The following is a 24717-nucleotide window of genomic DNA, read 5'->3' on the forward strand; positions in this document are numbered from 1 at the left end:
CCCTTGTTATGCTAGGCCTGTTTGGATTTACATAAGCCAACCAATCATACATACAAAGGAGAGAATTATGATCAGTCACCTCTACAAAAAGATGTTATCCATCCTGTTATCGATTGCTTTGATATTCGGATGGCTTGCGGGATTTGGGGGAGTTAATTCAGCCCAAGCCGCATCATTGTCTGAGCCTGAGATGCTGTTAGAGCGTAATGCCAATTGGCATTATTTCGATCAGGGTCAGGATCTACAAGCGGAATGGCGCGCTTCATACGATGATTCGTCCTGGAATTTAGGACAGGCTCCATTTGGTTACAAAGACAACGGTAATGGCGTAAGCACTTCCTATTTTGGATCACTCAAAACGGAAGTCAGCTACGGTCTGGACAAAAAAAATAAACCCCGCACAACCTATTTCCGGACAAACCTAACCGTTAACAAAGATCAAATTGACGGTTACGGGCAAATTCTTGGCACATTCGGTATTGATGACGGTGCAGTGATCTATGTGAATGGTGTGGAAGTCATTCGTTTTGGCATGCCGGATGGAGAGATTGTGTACTCTACTCAAGCAACCTCAAATAAGGACTTGCCGGTTATGTATGAGAATATCGACCTCACTGCGCCGATGAAAGCCAATTTACGTGATGGCTCAAACGAAATTGCGGTCGAAGTACATCAACAGAGCGACAGCAGCTCTGACCTGTATTTTGACATGGAGCTTAAAGCCTTGGCTAATGCGCCATCGCTGGATATCAGCAAAGTAACGGTTACCTTCTATGGAGATGCAACAAGTAGCAAAGGCTTCACTTGGTATACGCCTCTTGCATCTGCACAGAGCACTGTTCAAGTGGTGCCGAACCAAAGAGGCGTTGTCGACTTCAGTCTGGCCCAGAGTTTCAATGGGCATGCAACCATAGCTTCCAACTCCCCGGGAGAAATGGTGCATAAGGCGGAAGCGACAGGCCTTTCCCCTGACACTTCTTATTCTTTCCGTGTTGGTGATCAGGATCTGGGCCTATGGAGTGAGGTTGGAACGTTCAAAACGGCTCCGGTTGATGGAGCATTTACCTTTATTGACCTGACGGATACACAAGCGAAGGAAGAGGATGAGGCGATCCTGTCCGGCTCTACTCTGTCCAAAGCACTCGCGACTGTTCCAAATGCTGAATTTGTCGTCCATAACGGAGACGTTGTGGAGAATGGCACTTCAGAGCAAGAATGGAATTGGCTGCTTGGTCATTCGCAAGCCAGTCTTATGAACACGACCATTGCACCATCTGCTGGCAATCATGAGAATAAAAATTATGCGTTCTACGAGCATTTTAATGTGAAGCAGCCAGACGGTGCTGCAACGGTAACAGGCGCATATTATTCGTATAATTACAGCAAAGCTCATTTTATCGTATTGAACTCCAACGAGGATTCATCGGACTACGCCAACTTCTCGAATGAGCAAGTCGCATGGATGAAGCAGGATGTAGCGGAAGCAAAAGCCGCAGGAGCCAAGTGGATTATCGTTAATATTCATAAAGGCCCGTATACGACATCGAATCACGCCACGGATAGCGACATTATTGGTGCAAACGGGGAACGAAAAAAAATCGCCCCGCTCATGAACGAACTGGGGATTGATCTGGTCCTTCAGGGACATGACCATATCTATGCACGGACGAAGCCGATCAAGAGCGATGGTACCGCTGAAGATGTGTCCAAAATAACGGAGACCTTCAATGGACAGAGTATCGAATACGCGGTCCAACCGGATGGAACCATTTATATGATTCCTGCTACCGCCGGGGCCAAAGTATACTTCAAAAACGTAAAACCAGAACTTGGTGAAGCGTACTTCAGCTTGTTCGAGCGTGCGGAAGAAAACCACTCACGGCAATATGGCGACACCACGAGCGCAGCCAGAGGGCAGGTTCAGAACTTCGTTTCATTGACTATTGACGGAGACAAGCTGTCCGCCGTAACGTATGAGATTGACCAAAATAAGAATGCAGAACCATTTGTCGTGGACACGTTCGGGATTATCAAGGAATCGGATACAGTTCCTGTTCCAGAACAGGTAAACAAGGTAACGGTAACGTTCCATGGAGATCCTACCAAGAGCAAGGGGTTCACGTGGTACACTTCCGATCAAGTAACGAATAGCGACCTTCAGGTTGTAGAGAAAACAGCGGCAACACCTGATTTCACGCAAGCCAAATCGGTTCAAGGGCGCTCTGCAAAAGCTGCGAATGCTCCTACAGAACTGATGCACAAAGCAGAAGTGACAGATCTGAAAGCTAATACAACTTATTATTTCCGTGTAGGGGATGCTTCCCAGCAAGTATGGAGCGAGACAGGTACCTTCCGTACAGCACCGGAGAAAGGCAAATTCACTTTCATTGATCTGGCGGATACACAAGCGAAGGAAGAGGATGAGGCAATTCTATCCTCTGAGACATTGGCCAAAGCATTGGCTACAGTACCGGATGCACAATTTGTCGTTCATAACGGGGATATCGTGGATACTGGTGTGAAAGAGGAACAGTGGAACTGGCTGCTAGGGCATTCGCAAGAAAGCCTCTTAAATACAACCATCGTTCCGTCCGCAGGGAACCATGAGGACAAGAATTATGCGTTTATCGATCATTTCAACATCCAGTCACCGGTGAATTCCGCTACGGAGACGGGAGCTTACTATTCTTATAATTACAGCAATGCGCATTTTGTTGTGTTGAACTCCAATGAGGATTCGGATGAGTATGACAACTTCTCATTAGAGCAAGTCGAGTGGCTGAAGAAAGATGTTCAGGCTGCCAAGAAGAATGGATCCCAGTGGATAATCGTTAACATTCACAAAGGGCCGTACACGACGTCAAATCACGCAACGGATTCGGACATCATGGGAGCAAACGGTGTACGTACCAAGATTGCACCGATCATGGCGGAGCTTGGCATCGATTTTGTACTCCAGGGACATGATCACATCTATGCCCGCACAAAACCGATTGATCAGCAGGGGAAAGCGCGTCAGCCTGAAATGATCACGGAGATGCAAAATGGACAGAAAATCGAGTACTCTGTGAATCCGGATGGCACAATCTATTTGATCCCGGCAACAGCTGGTCCAAAAGTGTATTACAAAAATCCGAGCACAAGTCTCGGTGATGCTTATTACAATCTTTTTGAACTGGCAGAGGAGAATCATGCAGCCAAATATGGTCCTGATCCGAATGACAACCGTCGACCAATGCGCAGTCAGGTACAGAATTTTGTGGGCATTACGATTGACGGCAGCAAACTGACAGCTGTAACGTATGAAATTGACCAAAATCAAAATGGAGCAGCGCCGTTCATTGTTGATCAATTCGGTATCGTGAAGAAGACGGAACCATCGAATCCGGGACCAGGAACGTCCAATCCGGGAACATCGAATCCCGGCTCCGGTTCAGGTTCAGGTAATGGTTCCGGCAGCAGTAATGGTTCTTCAGGAACCGGTGGCGATACAACAACCGGAAATGGTTCGAACAGCGGTAGTGGTAGCGGAACTGATTCCGGCAACAAACCGGATACTGGATCTGGCAATAACGGAAACGGAGGCACTGCGCCAGCCTTGAAAGATACAGCCGGACACTGGGCAAAATCAGCAATTGATAAAGCCGTGACGGCTGGATTCGTCAATGGTTATGGTGATCAGACCTTCCGTCCGAATCAGAAAGTCACACGTGCCGAGTTCATTACGATGCTGGGCCGTGCCTTGAATCTGAATACCGTAAGCGAGACTATTCACTATACGGATGATAACAAGATTCCTTCATGGGCGAAGCCTTATATTACAGCAGCTGCATCCGCTGGCATTGTCAATGGTTACGAGAATGGCTCGTTCGGTCCTAGCAAGACGCTGAGCCGGGCGGAGATGGTAACTATGATTGCACGCGCTGGCGGAATTCAAACGAATTCCAATGCGAAACTGGATTTCAAAGATGCAAAGGATGTCCCAGCATGGGCCGTATCCTATGTAGCTTCTGCCGTGGAAGCAGGTCTGGTGGGCGGTGTAGGTGGCAATCGATTTGCTCCGATGCAGACAGCTACCCGTGCTGAAGCAGTTACACTTATTGTTGGGCTTCTTGAACAATCGAAATAACGCTAAACCTAATTTCAAGAAACCAATGCGGAATGTTCCCGCATTGGTTTCTTGTTTTATTCTGGAGACCGGGAAATATTAGAGACATTGCAAAAGAATCAGAGTCCCTGTACAGTGGATGAATCATTAAGCAACAAAGACTCCAAGAAGGAGGGTATCTATGAAGTCCCACACCTTTGAGCGTATTAAATTCCCGGCAGGGTTTTGGACAGGCTTGCATCAATTAGGGATTGCCGCCCACGATGTAGCTCGTAAAGCACAACTGCCGCTCACGATTATAACTGAACCAGCTGTTACGACCGCTCAATATTTTGCGATCTGGCAGGCATATTCCGATCTCGTCGGTGACACTGCCGAAGGAATCATCAAACTTGCAACCGTCTTTGAAACAGGGAAATACCCGCCGAGTGTCTTAGCGACCTACCACGCACGTGACTACCGTGATGCACTACAACGAATGGCTCGCTACAAACAACTTTGTCCCCCTGAAAGCTTGCGTATTACTGAGGAGGGCGATGATTGTTCAATTGAACTGGAATGGTCTAACGAACAACCAGGTCCGTCATTGCTGGTTGGAGTCACACTGGCATTTCTCCTCGAACTTGGGCGCCGGGGAACAGGTCAACCTTTGACTGCGCGGCTTGTCGAATTTTCGCATACCATGGGTGATGTTCGTACCCTTGAGACTTATTTTGGCTGCCCAATCCGGATTGGTGCAACATGTAACCGGCTTACCTTACATCGTAAAGATTTGGACCGTCCGTTTCTTTCATACAACGAAGAGTTACTGGAGATCCTTACTCCCGCCCTGGACCGATCGCTGAATGAACAGCAGGGCAGTCGTTCTATTACAGACATGGTCAAATGGATTATGAAACGCAGTCTCACAGGAGGTCGCCCCGACATTCAGGTCGTTGCCAAGGAATTGGGTATGAGCGATCGGACCTTGCAGCGCCGGCTTACAGAAGAGAATACAAGTTTCAAGCATCTATTGACGCAAGCAAGACATGAGCAGGCACGAGCCTACTTGGCAGACCCTACACTGGACATTAAAGAAGTAGCTTTCTTAATTGGATATGAAGACCAGAACTCATTCTACCGTGCCTTTCGTTCATGGGAAGGGGATACGCCAACGAATTGGCGTACGGAATATTTAGGAACGAATTCGCTATCCGAAGGATCGCCAGAATCATCAACTCTTCATTAAATGAATGCTTTATATCATTTGGCGTGTGATGCAAGAACTTTGGCGCAACACGCTAGTTACTCGGCTATGTAGACAAGGTAATATAAATCCTATCCGGAGCACAAGACTGTTTATAACATGACAACGATTCAGCTTGCCGCTACAAGAAAATATAAGGAGTAGTTGATATGGATATGGGTTTATACGGTAAAACAGCTTTGGTTACAGGATCGACGAAAGGGATAGGGAAAGCCATTGCCATTGAACTTGCCAAAGAAGGGGTTAATGTGCTCATCAATGGACGAAATGATGCAGAGGTTGAGCGCGCAGTTCATGAAATAAAGACCGAGTTTCCCGCTACCTCACCTCAAAAAGCTACAGCTGATCTGGTGGACATTGGTCAAAGAGAAGCCTTATTTGAAAAATACCCCCAAATTGATATCCTAGTGAACAATATGGGAATTTATGAAATGATGCAATATGAAGATATCAGCGATGAGGTTTGGGAGAAATACTTCCGTACGAATGTTCTCGCTGCAAATGCTTTGTCCAAATTTTACATGCCTAAAATGTTGCAAAATGATTATGGCCGCATGATCTTTATTGCGAGTGAAGAAGCCATCATGCCTTCAGGACAAATGCCTCAGTATTGTATGACCAAATCCATGTTATTATCGTTGTCCAAAAGTTTATCGAAATTAACGGTAGGAACAGAAGTTACCGTCAATACAATCATGCCAGGACCCACCCTCTCTGAAAATGTGCAACAAATCATAGAGAGCATCTACCCTGATGAATCGATGACTTTTTTAGAAAAAGAGAAGGATTTTATGCGCAAAAACCTGCCTCAATCCGAAATTCAACGATTTATCAAGCCTGTTGAGATAGGCAGATTGGCCACATTTGTGTGCAGTCCGTATGCATCGGCATTCAAAGGTTCTCCAATCCGTATGGATGGGGGAATGGTGCCAACCATCTTCTAAACTTTGTTTTTCACTATACAACTGAACGTAAAGAACCTTGAGGGAAGCCCAAGGTTCTTTTTTTTGTTTCCATATATCTATAAGCTTAATGGATCAAATCCGATTCGTTTTCTGATACACTGATTGATTTTATAACAAGCTCACTGAAAGCTTTAACGGCTGGAGATAGCCATTTTTTCTTTTTAATCAGCATATGGGAGTAAAGGGGGTCAAACTGTTCGGAATGACTCACAATCTTAAGTTTTCCTCGTTCCACGTCCTCTTTAACTGTCATGTAAGGTAAAAAAGAAAAGCCGAGTCCACTCATAACGGTTTGTTTGATGGCTTCAATACTCCATAACTCCATCGTTTGAAACGGAGGAATATCATGTTTTACAAGATGTTTTTCAAACATGGTTCGATAACTGCATCCTTCTTCGTTGGTGATAAAAAAGGTGGGGTTGTTCTCCAGTTTATACGCATCAAAATGTTCCGGGCCGTCATTGCTGGAAACCAGTACTATTTTTTCCTCGATTAGCTGGTAATGAATGCATTTTTCCGGATGCAGCTCTGGGTACACCATCAAAGCTACATCTACACGCCCACTTATCAAATCAACCTGGTTTTGCTCACATGTACCGTTGGTAAGGATGAATTGAACTTGAGGATATTTCGATGAATACTCTTTGATGATCGGACTTAATCTGGAAATTGTTAAAGACTCTGGTGCAGCTACCCTTAATATACCTTTAACTTCCTGTTCGCTTCTTATGCTTTTAATCTGATCATGAGTTGCCAGCAAATCTTCTGCCAGCGGTATTAATTCCCTCCCCAGATGTGTAAGCTTCAATTGTCTTTTTTCGTATGTGAAAAGCTCCCCGCCAATCTCTTCTTCGAGGGACTGTATATGAGCCGTGATCGTGGATTGTGTGTAGCCCAATTGGGATGCGGCCCCGGTATAGCTTCCAACCTCGACAATCGTCTGAAATGTGACAAGATGTCTAATTTCCATCCAAGTTCTCCTTAGCTTGAGACATGTATCGATAAAAATGATAATGCTTTTAATAATTTCGATTTTATTAAGGGTTTAATTCATCATACAATAAAGTCCTTCAGATCGTAAATGATTTCATTGGGGGGTACAGCTTGAATATTGTAGCATTTCTAACGTATGTGATCGTTACCTCCATAACACCTGGACCAAGCAACATCTTGATGATGAATGAGGCACGGAAATTTGGCTTTATTGGATCATGGAGATTTAATGGTGGTATTTTAGCGGGGTTTGGCTTATTGGGGATCATAAGCGGCGTATTTACAACAAGCCTATATCACTGGTTGCCAGTTGTAGGGCCGTATTTTAAATGGGCTGGTGCAGCATATATGCTTTATCTGGTGTGGCTTATGATTGGGAATAAAAGCTCGGAAAAGGATTCGAGGGATGTGCAATCGTCATTTTTATCCGGTGTTATGCTCCAACTTATCAATGTCAAAAGTATATTGTTTTTTCTAACGGTGATGAGTGCTTTCATTTTGCCTTCTTCACCTTCTGGCGGGAGTCTTGTTATTTATTTGAGTTTATCGATCCTTCTGGGATGGTTGTCGTTACTTGTATGGTCGGGGTTTGGCTCCATGTTCAAAACCTTTCTAACTGTCCATGACAGGTCATTTCGATTGCTGATGTGTCTGTTGTTGACATACTCAGCGATACGTATTTTTATTTAACTCAAAACGTAGGAGGATAATTGAAATGAAACCATTCAAGATCGCTATTCCAGAGCAACAATTACATGATTTATCTAACAGATTGAAACAGGTTCGATGGCCCTCTCGATTCTCTGAAGAACCATGGGCTTTGGGGACAGATCATTCCTTTTTGAAGCGATTAGTGGATTACTGGAGTTCGGAGTATAACTGGCGCGAGCAAGAAGCAAGACTGAATCGTTTCCCGCAATATATTGAGAACGTGGATGGTTTCGATATACATTTTGTTCATGTTCGAGGTGAAGGAGTTTCATCACGGCCGATGCTACTGACTCATGGTTGGCCAGGATCATTCGTAGAAATGTTAGAACTGATTCCTTATCTAACAACCCCATCATTATATGGTGGACAGGCTGAAGACGCATTTGATGTGATTATTCCTTCTTTGCCGGGATTCGCATTTTCGAGTAAACCCACTCAGCCTGGGGTAGGTTCCAAATATGTAGCTACACTTTGGGCGAAACTGATGGATCGTCTGGGTTATGAAAGGTATTTTGTACAGGGAGGGGATATTGGAGCAGGAGTCTCAACGTGGTTAGCCTTCATCTACCCTGAGCGGGTGAGAGGACTTCATCTTAATTATATTCCTGGAAGCTACAGGCCACCACTTACTCAGAATACACCTTCGATGAGCAAAGAAGAGCGCACATACCTTGACTCCGTAGCGGAATGGTCGGAACGAGAAGGCGCTTATAGCGCCCTTCATAGAACCAAGCCGGAAACTTTGGCTTTTGCACTGAGTGATTCCCCGGCAGGTCTTGCCAGCTGGATGCTAGAAAAATTTCGGGGGTGGAGTGACTGTAAAGGAAATATTGAGAGTTCCTTTTCACTTGATCATATCCTCACGAATATCTCGATATACTGGTTTACCAATACGATTGCATCTTCCATGCGAATCTATACTGAAGGTGGCAAAATGCCACTGCATTTCACGGAAGGCCAGCGCATTACTGTTCCAACAGGGGTTTCCGTATTTCCCAAGGAGTTGCCGATGCCTCCACAAAGCTGGGTAGAGCGTGTGTATCATGTTACGTACTGGGAGGAGGCGGATAAAGGGGGGCATTTCGCTGCGATGGAACAGCCAAAGTTATTAGCTGAACATCTTCATCGTTTTATTCATTCCATTAATTAATTTCTCATACAATCCTTTTCTGGACTTTAACGGGAACAAAACGTAACCATTCAGAAAGTCGCCTGTTGGCGGCTTTTTATATAGTTATGCAAGTTTGTTTATGCAAGTTTGTTTGGTTACGAATGATATTCTCTAACCGTATATATGCAGTTTCTTCCTCCAGCCAAAATATACTCTCCACGTTCAATATGAACTTGATCCCCCAGAACCGTTTTGAATAAATGCAATTCATTCTTACATAAGCCGGTACATACTGCTGCAGCTTCACAGATGGGACAATGCTTCTCTATAAATAAGAGGCTACCATCGCCTTGATCCTTAACCTCGGCCATATAGCCTTCATTTGTTCGAATTTCAGCCAGTTTCTCCAGCCTTTCCTTCACGCCGGATGCATCACCAATGTACTGAAGATATTGTTCTTGCATATTTTTATTCCGAACACTGAGCAGCTTGTCCAGTCCTTCATTTCCGAAAGCTTCTTTCATGGAATTGATCAGACTGACGGATAACTCCGAATATCCACTAGGGAAAAAACGATCAGCAGCGGGGGTTAATCTCCATAGCTTGGTTGGTCGACCCATGGGACGAGCCTCTTCTTCGAAAGTAACCAATCCTTCTTCTTTCAGTGCATTTAAATGCTGCCTGATAGCCATTCCAGATAACGCAAATTGGGAGGAGAGTGCCACAACATCCATTCCACCTTGCTGTTTAAGCAGGTTAATGATTGCTTTTCGGGTACTGGTTGAGGCATCCTTTTTCGTTTGATCCCGGCTCATGGTGAACCTCCTTTTTAAGCAACTGAATCTTCATTATTTCATACATTTTAAACAAATACATTGACAAAGTCAAAGGCGAACTGTAGTTTAAACTTTGTAAAGTAAAATGTTTACTAAGTATCCGGATACGGTGTATACATAAAATTCTCTTGGAGGTCCCATATCATGTCGTCCCATTCTCAAAGTATTTTCAGTCCGCGTTATTTTGCATTATCCATAGGAATTATATTGTCAGTGATGGCTGTTGGATTTGAAGGTTTGTCGGTAACGACAATTGCTCCTTCCATTGCTGGAGACCTGAACGGTCTTAACCTGTTCGGCTGGATATTCAGTACATATTTGCTTGCACAGATTATAGGCACCTTGGTTGTTGGTCGGATTATTGATAGAAGGGGACCTGCAGTACCATTTACGCTCGCACTTCTATTGTTTATTGTCGGGCTGGTCGCAGCCGCAACTGCAGGAGATATGTACACCATGATCGCGTCACGGGCCATGCAGGGTTTGGGTGCTGGAGCTATGATGACTTGCGTGTACACGGCCATTTCCTTAAGTTATCCGGATGAATTACGCGCCAAAATACTGGGAGCATTCGGTACAGCCTACGTTCTTCCGTCCATGCTTGGTCCATACATTGCAGGCCTTATTGCAGATCAGTGGTCATGGCGCTTTGTGTTCTGGGGGATTCTACCAATCTTGTTGATTTCAGCACTCCTTAGCTTACCTGCATTTACGAAATTAAAATCACAGCCTGACCAAGGGGCGAATGGATCTGCCGCAACTTGGATGGCACTGCTATTAACGATAGGTACGGGGACTTTATTAGTGGGACTTGGCAAGCTTCCGTCAATTATTGGATTTGTTATTGTCCTTATCGGGGGAGTACTGATGGTATACCCACTGCGCAAACTGCTGCCGGAGGGAACCCTTGCTTTGCGAAGAGGTATGCCCGCTATACTCGCTACGCGTGGATTGTTCTTCGCTGCTTATACCAGTACACAAAATTTCTTGGTATTGGCTTTAATTGAGGTCAAAGGCATTACACCTTCTCAGGCTGGTTTAATTGTAGCAAGCGCTGCACTGAGCTGGTGTGTCATTGCTTATTTGCAAGGTCGTTGGGACTCGGCAGATCAGGGTCGTGGACGTCATAGACGAATTATTACTGGTGTTCTCCTGCTTGCCATCGGAATTACCATCGTATTTTGGGTTCCTGTTGTGACCGTTACCGTAGCGGTTATAGGCCAGATCATAGCTGGGATAGGCATTGGATTAGCACATCCGATTAGCGGTGTTGTTGCGTTTTCTCAAACAGGAGAGGAAGGCGTTGGAAAAACATCGGCAAATCTGCAATTTGCAGATTCGTTTACACCGGGCGTAGTCATCGGGATCGGTGGTTCCATCCTGGTGGTGTGTCAAGCTGGCGGGATGTCATTGCAATCAGGATTAATCGTAACGATGGGCTTTCATCTGTTGTTGATTGTCTTGAGTTTGATTGCCAGTACTCGGATTGCACCAGTAACAGACCAAATAAGAACGGGACTGCAATCATTGGGTGTGAAAAACAAATAAACGGGGGTAAGCCAAGGAAGGTGTGATGGTACGATGTTGACTTCGGATACCGAGAAACTTTTCACAGCCTATCGTATTATTGGGACGAAATGGACGATCCATATCCTATGTACTCTTTCGCAAGGTCCTAAGAAATTCAGCGAGATTTACGAAAATGTGCCTTCCATCTCAGAAGCGATCCTATCCAAACGATTAAAAGGTCTTCAGGATGATCAGTTGGTGAAGAGAAAAGTTCGAACACATCCCATACAGATCATGTATGAACTTACACCCAAAGGGGCCGCTCTAGCTGCTTTCATACCCTGTTTGATGGAATGGTTTACTACAAATATGAATTAACGCAATGGAATATCCTGCGATTGCCATCATTTTTTCCGGAGGTTTTCTGAATGAACCATGTGTTAATCCTATCAGATACGCATCACATTGTTAAAAGTTTAAGTTTGTTGATTCAAACCGAGCCGTCGTTACATGTACTGGAGGCTACTCGTGATGTGATCGGCAACATGGATCAACTTCCGGATAATTCTGTGATTATCGTAGATATGAATGTGGACAATATTGAGCTGCTAATAGAACAATTTCCCGAGAAATATCGAGTGATATTGTATAGCGGATCGCTGGAACTTATGGATATTCCTATCCATCTGCAATCAACAGGTTGTCGTTATTTTAATGCATATACGAGTCCTGAAGAAATCATTAAGATTTTAATGGGCTGCGTTTGAAAAGCAACAGCTTAGCCAAAAAAATACGCTCCAAGGAGGTATAACAATGATTCAGGTCAGTGAAGCAGCAGCAGAAAAAATCGTTGAAATCCTGGCAAGTGCGGATACCCAGAATTCTTTCCTTCGGGTCGGGGTGGATGAGGGGGGATGCAGTGGTTTATCCTATAACCTTATCGTAGACGAACAGCAAGAAGAAGGGGATATTTTATTAGATAAAGGTGTGTTTCGTATATTGGTTCACACCAATTCGGTCCCATATATTGAAGGACTTGAGATTGATTACGAAGAAAGTGGAATGTTAGGGGGATTCACCATGAATAATCCTAATGCAAAAGTTTCATGTGGATGCGGGGCCAGCTTCCGAATGGCGAATTACCGTGGTGAGGTCAAAAAATGTGATTAATTGTCAGGATGACGGAATATTTTCAACCAATATCTCATATTAAACATACAATGAAGGAGCTTTCTATTGGCCGATCGTGCAATCATGTCTTTTCAACTCAGGGAGAGAATGTCATGAATATTTTTGAAAATCACATACCTTTGGAAAAATTGAAATGGAATGAGCCATTAAAAGACCACACGTATATCAAACTGGGTGGTAAAGCAGACATACTTATCCATCCTACAACGAAAGAAGAAATTGTTAACGTGATTAACATTGCAAAAACACATCAAATACCTCTGACGGTCATTGGAAAAGGATCAAATGTCATTATCAAAGATCAGGGCGTGCGTGGAATAACGCTCTCTCTGAGCGAATTTGATCAGATTAAAGTCTATGGTGACAAGATTGTAGCGCAGAGCGGTTCCAACATTATTGATGTGTCACGTACAGCTTTGGATAACAGCTTAACAGGTCTGGAGTTTGCATGTGGGATACCCGGAAGTACAGGTGGCGCTTTATATATGAATGCAGGAGCTTATGGTGGTCAGATGGATGAGGTCGTTGAACGAGCGCTAGTGGTTACTAAACATGGAGAGTTGCTTAACATGGTCCGAGATGACATGCAGCTTGGTTATCGAAACAGTATCTTCCGAACGGATCACTACATCATACTTGAAGTGGAATTTAAGCTTAAACCAGGGAACAAGGATAACATCTCGAGTACCATGCAGGATTTAACGTTTAAAAGGGAATCCAAACAACCGCTTGAATTTCCCTCTTGCGGAAGTGTATTCAAACGTCCAGAGGGACATTATGTTGGAAAACTCATTCAAGAATGTAACTTACAAGGCACTCGCATTGGGGGAGCGGAAATTTCCAAGAAGCATGCTGGTTTTATCATTAATGCAGATGACGCCACTGCTGAGGATTATTTGGAATTAATCAAATTAATTAAAAAAACAGTACGTGATCAATTTAATATTGAATTGGAGACGGAAGTCATTATTTTGGGAGAGTAGGCTGCAATGAACAGTGAGCTAAGTGTTGTCATCTATATTCTGGTTCTCCTTAGTTCACATGAAAATGAGAAGCTAACCAGTACTCAGATCTCTGAAAGGATTCGGGTGAACCCGGCGAGGATACGCCGAGTCCTTAGCTCGATCAAAAAAGTAGGATACGTTAAGGCAAAAGAAGGTATAGACGGTGGTTATGTTTTGTCCAAAGACCCGCATGAGATAACCTTAAAAGATGTGTACACCCTGGTATCTTCCAAACCGCTTCAGATCCCCAAACCACCCATGATGACAAAAGGGAATTTAACAGCAGAGGTAGATATTCAGCTCGTAAACATTTTCATAGAAAGTGAACAACAGTTAATGCAGCAGTTAGAAAAAATCACCCTAGGCAGTATGCTTCATGTGATGAAGGAATGTGCGTTGGGAAACGTGGAATCGTTTGATGATGAAGAAGAAATCATTGGAGGTTAATGTTGTGAAATTAATCGGATTGTCCGGGTCACTGATTGGATCAAAGACACCAGTAGGTGTGGATGCTGTACTCCAATTCGTAAAAAATAATCATCCAGAAATTGAAGTTGAACTCATAGATTTAAGAGATTATAAAGGAATCGAATTTTGCGATGGTCGCAAGTTGGAGGATTACAATGAAGACACCCAGTCGGTGGTTCAAAAATTGATAGATGCTGACTTTTACGTAATCGGCACACCAATATATCAATCCTCTCTGACAGGCGTACTGAAAAATGTATTCGACCTTCTGCCTGTGCAGAGCATTTACAATAAAGTGATGGGTTTTCTAGCAACCGGTGGCACCTATCAACATTATTTGGTAGTGGAAAATCAATTAAAACCGATTGCCGGCTTTTTCCGCTCTTATGTCGCCCCAAGCTATGTATATCTGAATAGTGATCATTTTGATGCTGAGAATAACATTAAAGATGCTGAAGCACTAAGTCGTCTGGAAAAGTTGGCTGAGGAGCTGGTCTTCATGCAGACTCAATTAAAAGCTTGATCCCGCTGAAATAAGCAAGGATTTAAATTTATGTTTCAATGAAGAACAAAGGTAGCCGGTCAGTATGATCGGCTGCCTTTGTTTGTTTTTCATCTTCATAAAACAGAATTCATACTAAAGAGGTGAAATAGCCAAAAATAATTTTTTCTCATGCGTGGCTTTTTTGCTTCCTCCGGTGTCTAATTAAATGTAAATCAAGAGGAGGTTCCCCACCATGTCAGGAGCTCATGACACGAAACCTGTTTATCCGGATGAACAGGACAGCATCGCCATCTTTGAGAACACGTATGAGCAATATCGTCAACGAATCAGCAAATACTTCTCACTGAAATTGAATCCGTTGGTTGCAGATGATTTGACCCAACAGGTATTTTTGAAAGCAGTCGAAAATATTCACAGCTTTAAAGGAAGCTCTAATTTATTCACCTGGATCTTTAAGATTGCTCAGAACACGGTGAAGAACGAATATCGCAGGTTATCGCGACAAAAAGAATCTCCTTATGATTTTACAGATTATGAATCGCAATCCATCTCTCTTGAATTTACGAAACATGTTGATATTCGAATTGATATTGGCTCCGCGTTACAAAAGCTGGATGAGATTGATCAGGAAATTATTGCATTACGCTTTTTCGTTGACTGCACCTTGCCCGAAATATCCAAGATTGTTGGACGACGGGAAAGTGCAGTAAAGAACAGACTGTACCGGGCTTTGGAGAAATTAAGAAAAGAACTGAAAGAGTGGGGGGATATTGCCATCATGTCTATTCAAGACCTGATTTCCATTGTAAATAAAGGTGAAAACCATGATACGAATGATCGTACGACGAAAGTGCATCAAGATTTGTTCGATGAACTCAATAATAGTGTTGAACGAGTGTCGACCAAATATAAACATCATCCATCACAAAAGGTAGTTATTGAAATTTATCCTGATCTGCCAACATTCCATCAAGCCGTCGGCGAAACAGATGCCCCCAATTGGTTTATGGGCACATATGAAGGGCGTACTCTGAAGATTGTCTCTCCATTGAATCCGGGACCGGAGCATACGTATCAATCCATTCTGAAAGGCACAGTCCACTTGTTCGCCATGTGGCTAATCAGCGACATTAATCCTGCAGCTCCCAAATGGATAAGACAGGGTATTGGTGGATATGAAGCTAAACAGATGTCCCAAGATTTCATTAAAGGTTCAACGAAAGATACCATTCGAAACCAGTCGATTCCAACTTTTGATGAATTAAATAACGATACGTGGGATTTTGAAACGATGAAAGGTTTTCAGTTCTCTTATATGATGGTGGAATTTGTGGTTGAGCGATACGGGATAGAGGCATTAAACAAACTGATTCGCAATCCTCTAGATTTCAAAGGGATCTTTCAATGTAGTGAGACTGAACTGTATGAGCAATGGATGAAGTATATAGAAATATAATAGAAATACAACCTTATACTTTTGTTTATAGGCTCGGTGATGAACCGGGCTTTTTTGTATTAGCAAAGGTTTGGAGCATTGATGTAGGTGAATTCGTTATATTTGACTTAGAGGGCACTCTAAGCTGTAAACTTGAAGAAGACACATCTGGAAGGAGATTATTTTGATGAACCAGGATAATAAGCCAAAAACCTCACAACATAAAATCGGTTCCGGATTCAACCATCGCACGACAGCTGAGGAAGTGTTGAATAACACGGATTTATCCGGGAAACTTGCTATCGTTACAGGTGGATATTCCGGATTGGGACTGGAGACCACACGTGCACTCGTTCGTGCTGGAGCCAAGGTTGTTGTAACCGCACGTCGGCCAGCCATCGCCAAAGAGGCTCTTGCAGGACTAGCTGGTGTAGAGATCGATGAAATGGACCTCGCAGATCTCACCAGTGTCCGTGCTTTTGCCGATCGTTTTCTGGCAAGCAACCAGAGTATCGACATGTTGATCCTTAATGCGGGGATTATGGCTTGTCCAGAGACTCGCGTAGGGCCGGGCTGGGAAGCACAATTTGCTACGAACCATCTTGGACATTTCACACTAACTAACTTATTATGGCCGGCACTCGTAAGTCAGGAAGGAGCACGGGTTGTATCTGTTGCATCAACAGGACATCATTTCTCACCAATTCGCTGGGACGATATGCAATTTGAGAACGGCTATGAAAAGTTTCCTGCTTACGGACAGTCCAAAACAGCAACCATTCTGTTTAGCGTTGAACTGGATAGACGTGGTGCAGATCAGGGAGTGCGTGCGTTCTCTGTACATCCGGGTGGAATTCTGACGCCGCTGCAACGACATATGCCGAAAGAGGAAATGATCGCATTGGGCTGGATTGATGAGTCTGGTCAAGTTGCCAATCCAAACTTTAAAACGCCAGAGCAAGGGGCAGCAACGCAAGTATGGGCAGCGACATCTCCGCAACTTGAGGGAAAAGGTGGCGTGTATTGCGAGGATTGTGACATCAGTGAGCCAGCTCCTGCGGATGGAGCCTTCTTTGGAGTCAAGGACTATGCTATCGATCCTGAGCAAGCCCGTCGTCTATGGGAAGTTTCCGCCCAGTTGACTCAAACGGATTTACCAATCTCTTAAGATCTGTTTTCTGTTCACGAGGAAAGTCGCCTGAAATGGCGGCTTTTTTTTGTGTTGGAAAGGCCCTTCGTGAACAGCATCCTGTGCAAAAGATGTTTTAAAATGAAGTTCAAGGTTGAAATTTAATCATTTCAAAGAAGAAACGTAAAACGCATCGAATCCTTAGACTCGATGCGTTTATTTTATATTGAAGTCACAGGTTTATTTTTTAGTATAAGATCCTAATTGTTTCTGTGAAAAAGGATGAACAGAGTTTTTGTTTCTCAGCCACATATTGCCTTTAACAATTAAAACATAGACAGCTACAACAAAATAAATGGTGCTCCACATCCAATTTGCTGGTGTTAACATATTCTGTTCATAGGCACTTTTAATGTACCAGATTCCAATTGGCAAATGCAGAAATATCGCTGAAAATAATCCGGGATTATATATACTTTTTGCCTTTATATTGGCGAAGATGCCATGCCAGATAATCTGAAAAAAACCCATTAATACAGGTGCCAGACCCAGCCATACAATGGAAGGGAAGAATACAGGCGGTAAATAAAACACATAGGCGATAATCAGATTAATAATCATGGCTGACTGCTGATTTAACGGGTATCTCTCAGGTGTCTTACTTTGGAACAGAGCTTTATTAAACAATCCTGCAAAGTAACCCGGCCATCGATATTCTTCAAATTGGTGCAGGAGTATGGCAATAAAGCTTAACCATAAAATGCTGTTAATGCGCGGAAGTGTTCCCCAATCCAAGATGAGATAAATACATACAAGGAATGCAATGATCAATCCAAAGTCCTGCCAATGTTTTCTTAACATGTTCAACTGAATCGCCTCCATCAATGTTGTTTAATGAAAGTATCTTTCAAAGAGCAGGTCAATTTGTGCATCGATAGAAGCAATCTTCACAGAAGCTCCTTTTTCCAGAATAGGACTCATAAGTGCCGGGAGAAAAAGCGCCCCGAAAATTTGCGTCATCATTGTGGTCAGTCGTTCCGGTTGTTGCTCTCCGGTTATCTCTTTTAATGTATTTTGAACTTTAGGGAACCCCAATAGATTTAAAAATGAACCGTATTCCTGTTGAGATGAGAAATCTGCTGAACCCATAAGAATAATTCTGGATAACAATTCGGGATATTCACGGATGACTTGTAAATAATCCATTAAGAATTGCTTTAATCGATCTCGGGCGGGGATGGATAATTCATCGAGTATAACAAAGGTATGCTGAAAGCTGCTCAGAATCATTTTAATAGATTCACTGATCAGATTTTCTTTGGAGCCGAAGTAATAATTAACCAGGGATACATTTGTGCCAGAGGCTTCGGCAATTTTTCGAATGGTGATGCCTTCAAATCCACTTTGTTTGGTGAACTCCAGTGTGGCTTGCATAATCTTTTCTTTTGTTTCACTTTTCTTGTCTGGTTCCATATGTAAAACCTCCAATAAAGTTATTTAAACAATGTTTAAAACAGTGTTTAAATTTATATTAGCACGATTTCCTAATATTGCAAGTCATACATTTGGATTATTGACCATTAACTAAGAAACATCATAGCGAAGGCTTTCGTTAAGGCATGTTCATTTTTTCGTGGGTGTTCTATTATGAAATGCGAAAAGGTTGATGTAACAAAAATATCTCTAAACAAAAAGCGCTATACCTGTGGTATGTTTTACGTACGTATACTGCTTTAATGTGAGAGGAGATTGTATGCCACAAGTGAAAAGAGTAATTCGGAACAAGTGGTTTCTATGGATAACGGGTGTTGTCGGTATTTTGATCGCTGCATTTTGCGTACTATCCTTCTTCCTCGTAAATTCGGTATCGGCTACTTTTGAAGCCGGAAGTGTTGAAGAAAAATATGCGCTGCCCGGCACGTACGAGGTAGATACGCTGGAGATCAAGGACAAACAAGGCGAGAAGCTCTACAGGGTTTATTCTCCGCAATCAACGGATGTCTTGCACCCGGTCATCGCTTGGGGCAACGGAACGGGGGCATTACCTGACAATTATGATCAGTTGTTAAGACACCTGGCCGGTTGGGGATTTATTGTCATCGATACATACAGTCAAACCACAGGTACAGGAAAAGAAATTATGGCTGCGATAGAATATATGCTTAGTGAAAATGAAGAGACGGTCAGCCCGTTCTATCACAGGATTCAAAAAGATCAGGTCGGTGCGGCAGGGCATTCGCAGGGATCAACAGGTGTGATTAACGCTCATACGAATTTTGAGAACGGGGATCTCATCAAAACGGTTGTATCGATTGCTCTGCCTGATCTGAAATATTGTGATCCAGAGGATGTGTACGATACATCAGCGCTGAAGGTACCATTTTTTGTTATAGGGGGAACCCGAGATTTCATCATTTCCCCGTCAGATTCCAACAAATTGGCGTTGGAGAATACCAATCCGGATCTTCCGGTCTTAATGGCCATGGCTAAAGGAGCTGCACATACAGCGATAGAGCAGGATGGAGGACAGCATAGAGGTTATTTGACAGCTTGGATGAGATATCAATTGATGAATGATTTGGAGGCAAGAATGGCCTTTGTTGGAAAGCATGCTGAAATAGGAACGAATAAACATTGGAAGGATGTTACTTCCGCAAATTTACAATAGTCATAGTTCACATAAATCGAAGGACCCTTCTCAAATGGAAGGGTCCTTCTTCGTAATTACGTTGAACTCTCAATAGATTACTATAAATATAAACGTTTTCAGTAGTGGTATCCTGTTAAATACCAAGTAACGGTAGCTATGATTTCGCCTTTGCTGTTGACTGTCTGGGAATAAGCATCGTGGGTAACTTAACCTGAAGATACTCACTGCTTGGATTCTCCACTTGTTTCAGGATAACTCTGCCCGCTTCTCGTCCGAGTTCAAGTTCCTGCTGAACAACAGCCGTGGGCGGGATGGTACAGAACTCCGGAAATTCGACATCATCGAAGAACACAACGGATAAATCTTCCGGTACAGAGATCCCCATCTGCATCGCCGCTTGAATAACATGAGGGCTGAAATTGGAAGACAGAAGGGCCGTCATCTGTGGATTTGCCTGTAAAAACTTCTGAATCATCATGATAACCTCTTCATCGCTGTCACTCATGGCCAGACGTGTCATCTGTATACTGCGATCAATCAGAATATGACGGTCCTCCAAGGCTTTCTCATACCCATGCAATCTGTCCTCAATACTTGATGTCCCCTCTGCAAGAGTGGAAATAAAGCCAATTCGACTGTGCCCAAGCTCATGAAGATGCTTAACTGCCTGAATAGCTGCCTCATGGTTGTCTGAGCTGATGGAGTTGGTCTCCACCCCTTTTAGATTGCGGTCCAAAAGGACTAGGGGGAAGCGATTTAGCGTAAGCGCAAGAATCTCATTGTTATAGTGTTCACCCTCAACGGGATAGATAATTAGTCCTCTAACGCCTGCCTGTTTCATTTCCTGAATTTTGAGAATCTCCGTCTCTTGTGAATCATTCGTCTTGGCAAATAACAATTGATAGCCATTCTCTGAAAGGGTGTCCTCAATTCCGCTCAGCAGATTGGCGGTGAAGCGATTGTCGAGACGGGGGAGAAGGAACCCGATCGTTGGTGCTATGAGCTGCTCTTTTACCGCTGATGTGATGTTATGAATCTCCTCGGGGCTGTGATCGTTAACAAAGGTGCCTTTGCCTTGAAGTCGGTAGACAACTCCTTTATCGACCAAAGCAGTGAGGGCATTTTTCACTGTGATACGGCTCACACTGAATTGCTCAGCCAGTTCATTTTCGGAAGGAATTCGGCTGCCTGGTTTCCAATTTCCGCTTCGAATCTGGTCAATGATATATGTTTCGATTTTCTTGTACATTGGCTTGAAGGTTCTAACCATCGCATTTTATCTCCATTCACTATTAGTTCGTTCTAAATATATTATATTAATACAACATATACAAGTGCTAAAAATCAATAACAAGTGAGTAAGACAAGAAGATTGAAATTACGAACAAATATAATAAAAAAACCTTATGAATAAACAATTTATTAGGAATACACTATGTTAAGTTGTATCTAAAAATAAACATTTACAAGTAAAAGTATGTTGTTTATATTGTTTTTAAAGTTTGTTGGATAAAGCGTTTCCAACGAGCCTTCACAATCTTATCTATGCTTCGAATTTTTTATCAAGTGTTCTTTAATTTATAAAGGGGGTGCAGCGGTTTTTAACGCCAATTTGTTGTCGTGGAATATTCATTAAGCCAGAAACGATCCAAAATTAAAGATAAGGGTGGTTGCGGGATGAAAAAAAGAGCAGGCATGATCGTTACTTTGTTAACTGTTTTTTCACTCATTGTAAGCGCTTGCGGTGGTGCGCAGTCCGGGGGGACGGAACCCAAAGCGAGTAAAGAGCTGACGATGTGGACGTGGAAGGTTGCTTACACGCCAGGGATTGAAGCAGCTGCGAAATTGTATGAAGAGAAAACAGGAATCAAAGTCAAACTCGAGACCTTTACACCAGATGATACGTATCGCCAAAAATTCCAGGCGGCAGCCAACTCCAAAAATTTGCCGGATATCGTGAACTGGTGGGCAACGGCAGGGGATTCCATAGAGAACTCGGTGCTCGAGCTGTCTGGTGAAGTGAGTGATGATCTGTTGAACAGCTACTACAGTGCTGCAATGGACCCGATCATCGTTACACAGAGTCAGGTTGACTCTTGGAAAGAAGATAAGAATGCCACTACAATTCAAAAGTCACTGAAGACTGGCCAGTTCTACGGACTGCCGCTTGATATCGGAGGATTCTTTACTTTCTATGGTAACAAGAAGCTGATCGAAGAAGCAGGGTTGACAGCCGAAGCGCCCAAAACGTGGGAAGAATTCGTCACCATGATGGAGACTGTCAAAGAGAAAACAGGTACTCCTGGGCTTGTGTTTGGTGCAAAGCTGCCTGATCTGTGGGAAAACTGGGCCGGTTCGGCACTGTCCATCATGCTGAACGAACCTCAAGGTTATATTGATCTGCTCGAAAGAAAGTCCAAACTAAGCGACCCTTCAAATCTGCCGGTAGTAAAAGCGATGGAGACATTGGCAAACAAAGATCTGCTTATGCCGGGAATTTTGTCAACGGATATTGATGGAGCAGACCAGGCGTTTGCTGCTGGCAAAGCCGCTTTCGATCTCGGTGGTTCCTTCACAATGTCTACGTTACTGGCTATGGGAATGAGTCCTGACGATATTTTCACCTTCCCGGTACCTCCGCTTGAAGGATCTAAAATTAACAGCTGGACGACTGATCCATTCACGTTAACGATGTTGTCAGTAAATAAAGATTCGCAGAACAAGGCTGAAGCGCTCGATTTCATTAAATTCCTCACCGGTGATCCGGATGCTGCTGTTGCTTTTGCTAATGCGGCGTATACAGTACCTGCGCTGAATCTGGGCGATCGTGCAAATGATCTGGACCCGAACCTGAAATCAATTTCAGATGCATTCGCTGCCGAACCTGGTCCTTACAGTCAAGCCTCACCAGCAATCAATACGTATCGTGGCAAGCACAAAGAGTGGGAAGTGTATGCCCAGTCCATGCAATCCATGATCGAGAAAAAGATGACTGCTGAACAAGTCGCCAAGAAGTTCGACGACACCATGGAAAGTCTGAAAGCGAGCGGGAACTAGAACACCAAAGCAATTGGCAAGCCCCGTAAGGGGCTGTCGATTGCCAAATTGAGAGCAAAAGGTGATTGATCATGATAAAAAGTCGAAATAAGTGGATGCCGTATCTCTTTTTACTACCTGGTGTGCTTTTGTTTCTAGCCATCGGCGTGTATTCGGTCGGATTCTCGATCATGCTCAGTTTTTATAACTGGTCCGGGATCGATTTTTCCACCGCAAGGTTTGAAGGTCTGGCGAATTTTCGTCAGTTCCTGCTCGGTGATGATCCGATTGTAACCCGAAATTTCTATAATGCCGTTCTGCACAATCTGATTATTGCCGTTTCACAGGTTGTGGTCGTCGTCCCAATCGCACTTGTGCTGGCATTTGTGCTGCAAAATACGAAGGCAGCAACGTGGTACCGGACGATTTATTTTCTGCCGATGATCGCATCTGGCGTAGCTATCTTTTATGTATGGAAAGGTTTGTTTGAACCTAGTGGAGCATTCAACTCACTCTTCTTATGGATGGGCTTGGATTTCCTTGCTGTACCTGGTGGAATGCTGGGGAGTTCGTCTACTTCTTTACTCGGTATTATTTTGACATCAATCTGGGGTGGTCTGCCTGGAACGCTGATTCTGTACTACGCTGGTCTGACTTCCATTGATCCGACACTATATGAAGCAGCAAGTGTGGATGGTGCCAAGAAAACAACCATGATATTGAAAATTACCTGGCCGTTACTGAAGCCAATCACGCTTATTGCCGTCATTCAGATGGTGAACGGAGCCTTTCAGGCCTTTGAGAATGTGTTCATCATGACAGGCGGCGGACCGGCTGGCAGTTCGGAGGTTATTGGTACGCTCGTGTACCGTACAGCTTTTCTAAACAATGATTATGGTCTGGCCAGCGCTATCGGCTGGGTATCATTTCTGATTACAGGTGCCATTGCCATATTCAGTATTCGCTCATTCAAGGCAGACATCTAAAAGGAGGAGCACATGGTCAAATATATTAAGCATATCATTCTAATCTTGTACGGATTGACCTGCCTGTATCCTTTTGTCTGGATGATCGGCACTTCGCTGAAGACATCACAGGATGCACTAGCCAATCCACAGAGTCCGTTTCCACAAGCTGCACCGATGTGGTCCACATTTGGTGACGTATGGAACAAATTGAATTTCTATCAGTTTTTCATCAACAGCGTGATCGTAAGTGCAGTCGTGATTATAGGCGTTATTCTCATCTATACCATGATGGCCTATTCGTTTGCCAAATTTGTCTATCGGGGCAAAAAATTCATCTATTACACGTTTATTGCCTTGCTACTCGTTCCAGGTGTAACCACATTGATTCCGCTATATATTAACATGACCAATCTGGGGCTGCAAAACACGTATATTGGCATGATTCTGCCCATGATTAATGGTGCTGCACCCTTCGCCATTTTCCTATTCACCAGTTACTTCCGCACAATCTCACATGAGTTATACGAGAGCGCCGTACTGGATGGATGTAACAATTTCAAAATCTACTACAGAATCTATCTGCCATTAGCGTTGCCAGCTATCGGAACCATTGCGATTCTGAACTTTATCGGAAGCTGGAACAATATTTTGTGGCCGATGATTATCGTGGATAGCCGGGATATGTTTACGTTACCGATGGGACTCATGTATCTGGATTCATCTTCATTCAAGAAATGGAATGAACTCATGGCAGGGGCTTTGATTACGGTCATTCCAATCCTGCTTGCCTTCCCGTTCATGCAGAAGATGTATGTCAAGGGCATGACGGTAGGTTCAGTAAAAATGTAAATA

At 43.6% G+C, this 24717-nt stretch carries 23 protein-coding genes; 18 read left to right on the top strand and 5 right to left on the bottom strand.

Translation table 11 applies throughout. From position 1 onward, the window contains the following. The first annotated feature begins 67 nt into the window (after window positions 1–67). The 3 genes from HP548_RS21605 (at window position 68) to HP548_RS21615 (ending at window position 6298) form a co-directional block, all read left to right on the top strand. On the top strand, window positions 68–4129 hold the full coding sequence (locus HP548_RS21605) for an S-layer homology domain-containing protein (RefSeq protein WP_175382796.1): 4062 nt from the start codon (window positions 68–70) through the stop codon (window positions 4127–4129). Window positions 4130–4289: 160 nt separating this feature from the next. After that, the gene (locus tag HP548_RS21610; RefSeq protein WP_076288504.1) at window positions 4290–5336 is read left to right on the top strand and encodes an AraC family transcriptional regulator; all 1047 of its coding nucleotides are present in this window, start codon (window positions 4290–4292) and stop codon (window positions 5334–5336) included. A gap of 167 nt (window positions 5337–5503) precedes the next feature. Further along, window positions 5504–6298: an SDR family NAD(P)-dependent oxidoreductase gene (locus tag HP548_RS21615; protein WP_076288505.1), complete on the top strand. Its 795-nt coding sequence runs from the start codon at window positions 5504–5506 to the stop codon at window positions 6296–6298. A gap of 85 nt (window positions 6299–6383) precedes the next feature. On the opposite strand, the gene HP548_RS21620 is transcribed toward HP548_RS21615, so the two are convergent. Then, window positions 6384–7289, bottom strand: a complete 906-nt coding sequence (locus HP548_RS21620) for a LysR family transcriptional regulator (protein ID WP_076288506.1) — start codon at window positions 7287–7289, stop codon at window positions 6384–6386. Between the two features lie 134 nt (window positions 7290–7423). On the opposite strand from HP548_RS21620, the gene HP548_RS21625 reads away from it, so the two are divergent. Continuing rightward, a complete protein-coding gene (locus tag HP548_RS21625) occupies window positions 7424–8002 on the top strand; it encodes a LysE family translocator (RefSeq protein ID WP_175382797.1) in 579 nt (192 codons plus the stop codon). A 25-nt stretch (window positions 8003–8027) separates the two neighbouring features. Next, a complete protein-coding gene (locus HP548_RS21630; RefSeq protein WP_217504773.1) occupies window positions 8028–9173 on the top strand; it encodes an epoxide hydrolase family protein in 1146 nt (381 codons plus the stop codon). A gap of 116 nt (window positions 9174–9289) precedes the next feature. Here HP548_RS21630 and HP548_RS21635 read toward each other — a convergent pair whose 3' ends face one another. Then, window positions 9290–9949 carry a helix-turn-helix transcriptional regulator gene (locus tag HP548_RS21635; protein WP_072732814.1) on the bottom strand — a complete coding sequence of 220 codons (660 nt, stop codon included), beginning with the start codon at window positions 9947–9949 and terminating at the stop codon, window positions 9290–9292. A gap of 165 nt (window positions 9950–10114) precedes the next feature. Here HP548_RS21635 and HP548_RS21640 point away from each other — a divergent pair, with 165 nt between their 5' ends. The 9 genes from HP548_RS21640 to HP548_RS21680 all read left to right on the top strand — a co-directional run bounded on the left by HP548_RS21640 (window position 10115) and on the right by HP548_RS21680 (window position 17250). After that, complete coding sequence (locus HP548_RS21640) at window positions 10115–11518, top strand: MFS transporter (protein WP_175382798.1); 1404 nt, start codon at window positions 10115–10117, stop codon at window positions 11516–11518. Window positions 11519–11551: 33 nt separating this feature from the next. Beyond that, window positions 11552–11857 carry a winged helix-turn-helix transcriptional regulator gene (locus HP548_RS21645; protein ID WP_076288510.1) on the top strand — a complete coding sequence of 102 codons (306 nt, stop codon included), beginning with the start codon at window positions 11552–11554 and terminating at the stop codon, window positions 11855–11857. Between the two features lie 50 nt (window positions 11858–11907). Continuing rightward, window positions 11908–12246, top strand: a complete 339-nt coding sequence (locus tag HP548_RS21650; RefSeq protein ID WP_076288511.1) for a hypothetical protein — start codon at window positions 11908–11910, stop codon at window positions 12244–12246. 46 nt (window positions 12247–12292) lie between these two features. Further along, a complete protein-coding gene (locus HP548_RS21655; RefSeq protein WP_099854170.1) occupies window positions 12293–12649 on the top strand; it encodes a HesB/IscA family protein in 357 nt (118 codons plus the stop codon). A 113-nt stretch (window positions 12650–12762) separates the two neighbouring features. Next, window positions 12763–13653, top strand: a complete 891-nt coding sequence (murB, locus tag HP548_RS21660; protein WP_099854168.1) for a UDP-N-acetylmuramate dehydrogenase — start codon at window positions 12763–12765, stop codon at window positions 13651–13653. A 6-nt stretch (window positions 13654–13659) separates the two neighbouring features. Then, window positions 13660–14121, top strand: coding sequence for an Rrf2 family transcriptional regulator (locus tag HP548_RS21665; protein WP_175382799.1), 462 nt, complete (start codon window positions 13660–13662; stop codon window positions 14119–14121). A 4-nt stretch (window positions 14122–14125) separates the two neighbouring features. Next, window positions 14126–14665, top strand: coding sequence for an NADPH-dependent FMN reductase (locus HP548_RS21670; RefSeq protein ID WP_175382800.1), 540 nt, complete (start codon window positions 14126–14128; stop codon window positions 14663–14665). Between the two features lie 214 nt (window positions 14666–14879). Next, window positions 14880–16103 carry an RNA polymerase sigma factor gene (locus tag HP548_RS21675; RefSeq protein WP_175382801.1) on the top strand — a complete coding sequence of 408 codons (1224 nt, stop codon included), beginning with the start codon at window positions 14880–14882 and terminating at the stop codon, window positions 16101–16103. Window positions 16104–16269: 166 nt separating this feature from the next. Next, entirely contained in the window at window positions 16270–17250 is a 981-nt protein-coding gene (locus HP548_RS21680; RefSeq protein WP_175382802.1) for an SDR family NAD(P)-dependent oxidoreductase, read from the top strand. Window positions 17251–17451: 201 nt separating this feature from the next. On the opposite strand, the gene HP548_RS21685 is transcribed toward HP548_RS21680, so the two are convergent. Next, window positions 17452–18078, bottom strand: coding sequence for an HXXEE domain-containing protein (locus tag HP548_RS21685; protein ID WP_175382803.1), 627 nt, complete (start codon window positions 18076–18078; stop codon window positions 17452–17454). 24 nt (window positions 18079–18102) lie between these two features. Continuing rightward, window positions 18103–18684, bottom strand: a complete 582-nt coding sequence (locus HP548_RS21690) for a TetR/AcrR family transcriptional regulator (RefSeq protein WP_099854156.1) — start codon at window positions 18682–18684, stop codon at window positions 18103–18105. A gap of 280 nt (window positions 18685–18964) precedes the next feature. On the opposite strand from HP548_RS21690, the gene HP548_RS21695 reads away from it, so the two are divergent. Beyond that, entirely contained in the window at window positions 18965–19879 is a 915-nt protein-coding gene (locus HP548_RS21695) for a poly(ethylene terephthalate) hydrolase family protein (RefSeq protein WP_175382804.1), read from the top strand. A 136-nt stretch (window positions 19880–20015) separates the two neighbouring features. On the opposite strand, the gene HP548_RS21700 is transcribed toward HP548_RS21695, so the two are convergent. Next, entirely contained in the window at window positions 20016–21110 is a 1095-nt protein-coding gene (locus HP548_RS21700) for a GntR family transcriptional regulator (protein WP_175382805.1), read from the bottom strand. Window positions 21111–21538: 428 nt separating this feature from the next. On the opposite strand from HP548_RS21700, the gene HP548_RS21705 reads away from it, so the two are divergent. The 3 genes from HP548_RS21705 (at window position 21539) to HP548_RS21715 (ending at window position 24714) form a co-directional block, all read left to right on the top strand. Next, window positions 21539–22918, top strand: a complete 1380-nt coding sequence (locus HP548_RS21705; RefSeq protein WP_175382806.1) for an ABC transporter substrate-binding protein — start codon at window positions 21539–21541, stop codon at window positions 22916–22918. Window positions 22919–22989: 71 nt separating this feature from the next. Then, on the top strand, window positions 22990–23883 hold the full coding sequence (locus tag HP548_RS21710; protein ID WP_024631712.1) for a carbohydrate ABC transporter permease: 894 nt from the start codon (window positions 22990–22992) through the stop codon (window positions 23881–23883). A 12-nt stretch (window positions 23884–23895) separates the two neighbouring features. Next, on the top strand, window positions 23896–24714 hold the full coding sequence (locus HP548_RS21715; RefSeq protein ID WP_024631711.1) for a carbohydrate ABC transporter permease: 819 nt from the start codon (window positions 23896–23898) through the stop codon (window positions 24712–24714). Window positions 24715–24717: the final 3 nt, after the last annotated feature.

The sequence above is a fragment of the Paenibacillus taichungensis genome (assembly GCF_013359905.1).
In the GTDB taxonomy this organism is placed as follows: domain Bacteria; phylum Bacillota; class Bacilli; order Paenibacillales; family Paenibacillaceae; genus Paenibacillus; species Paenibacillus taichungensis.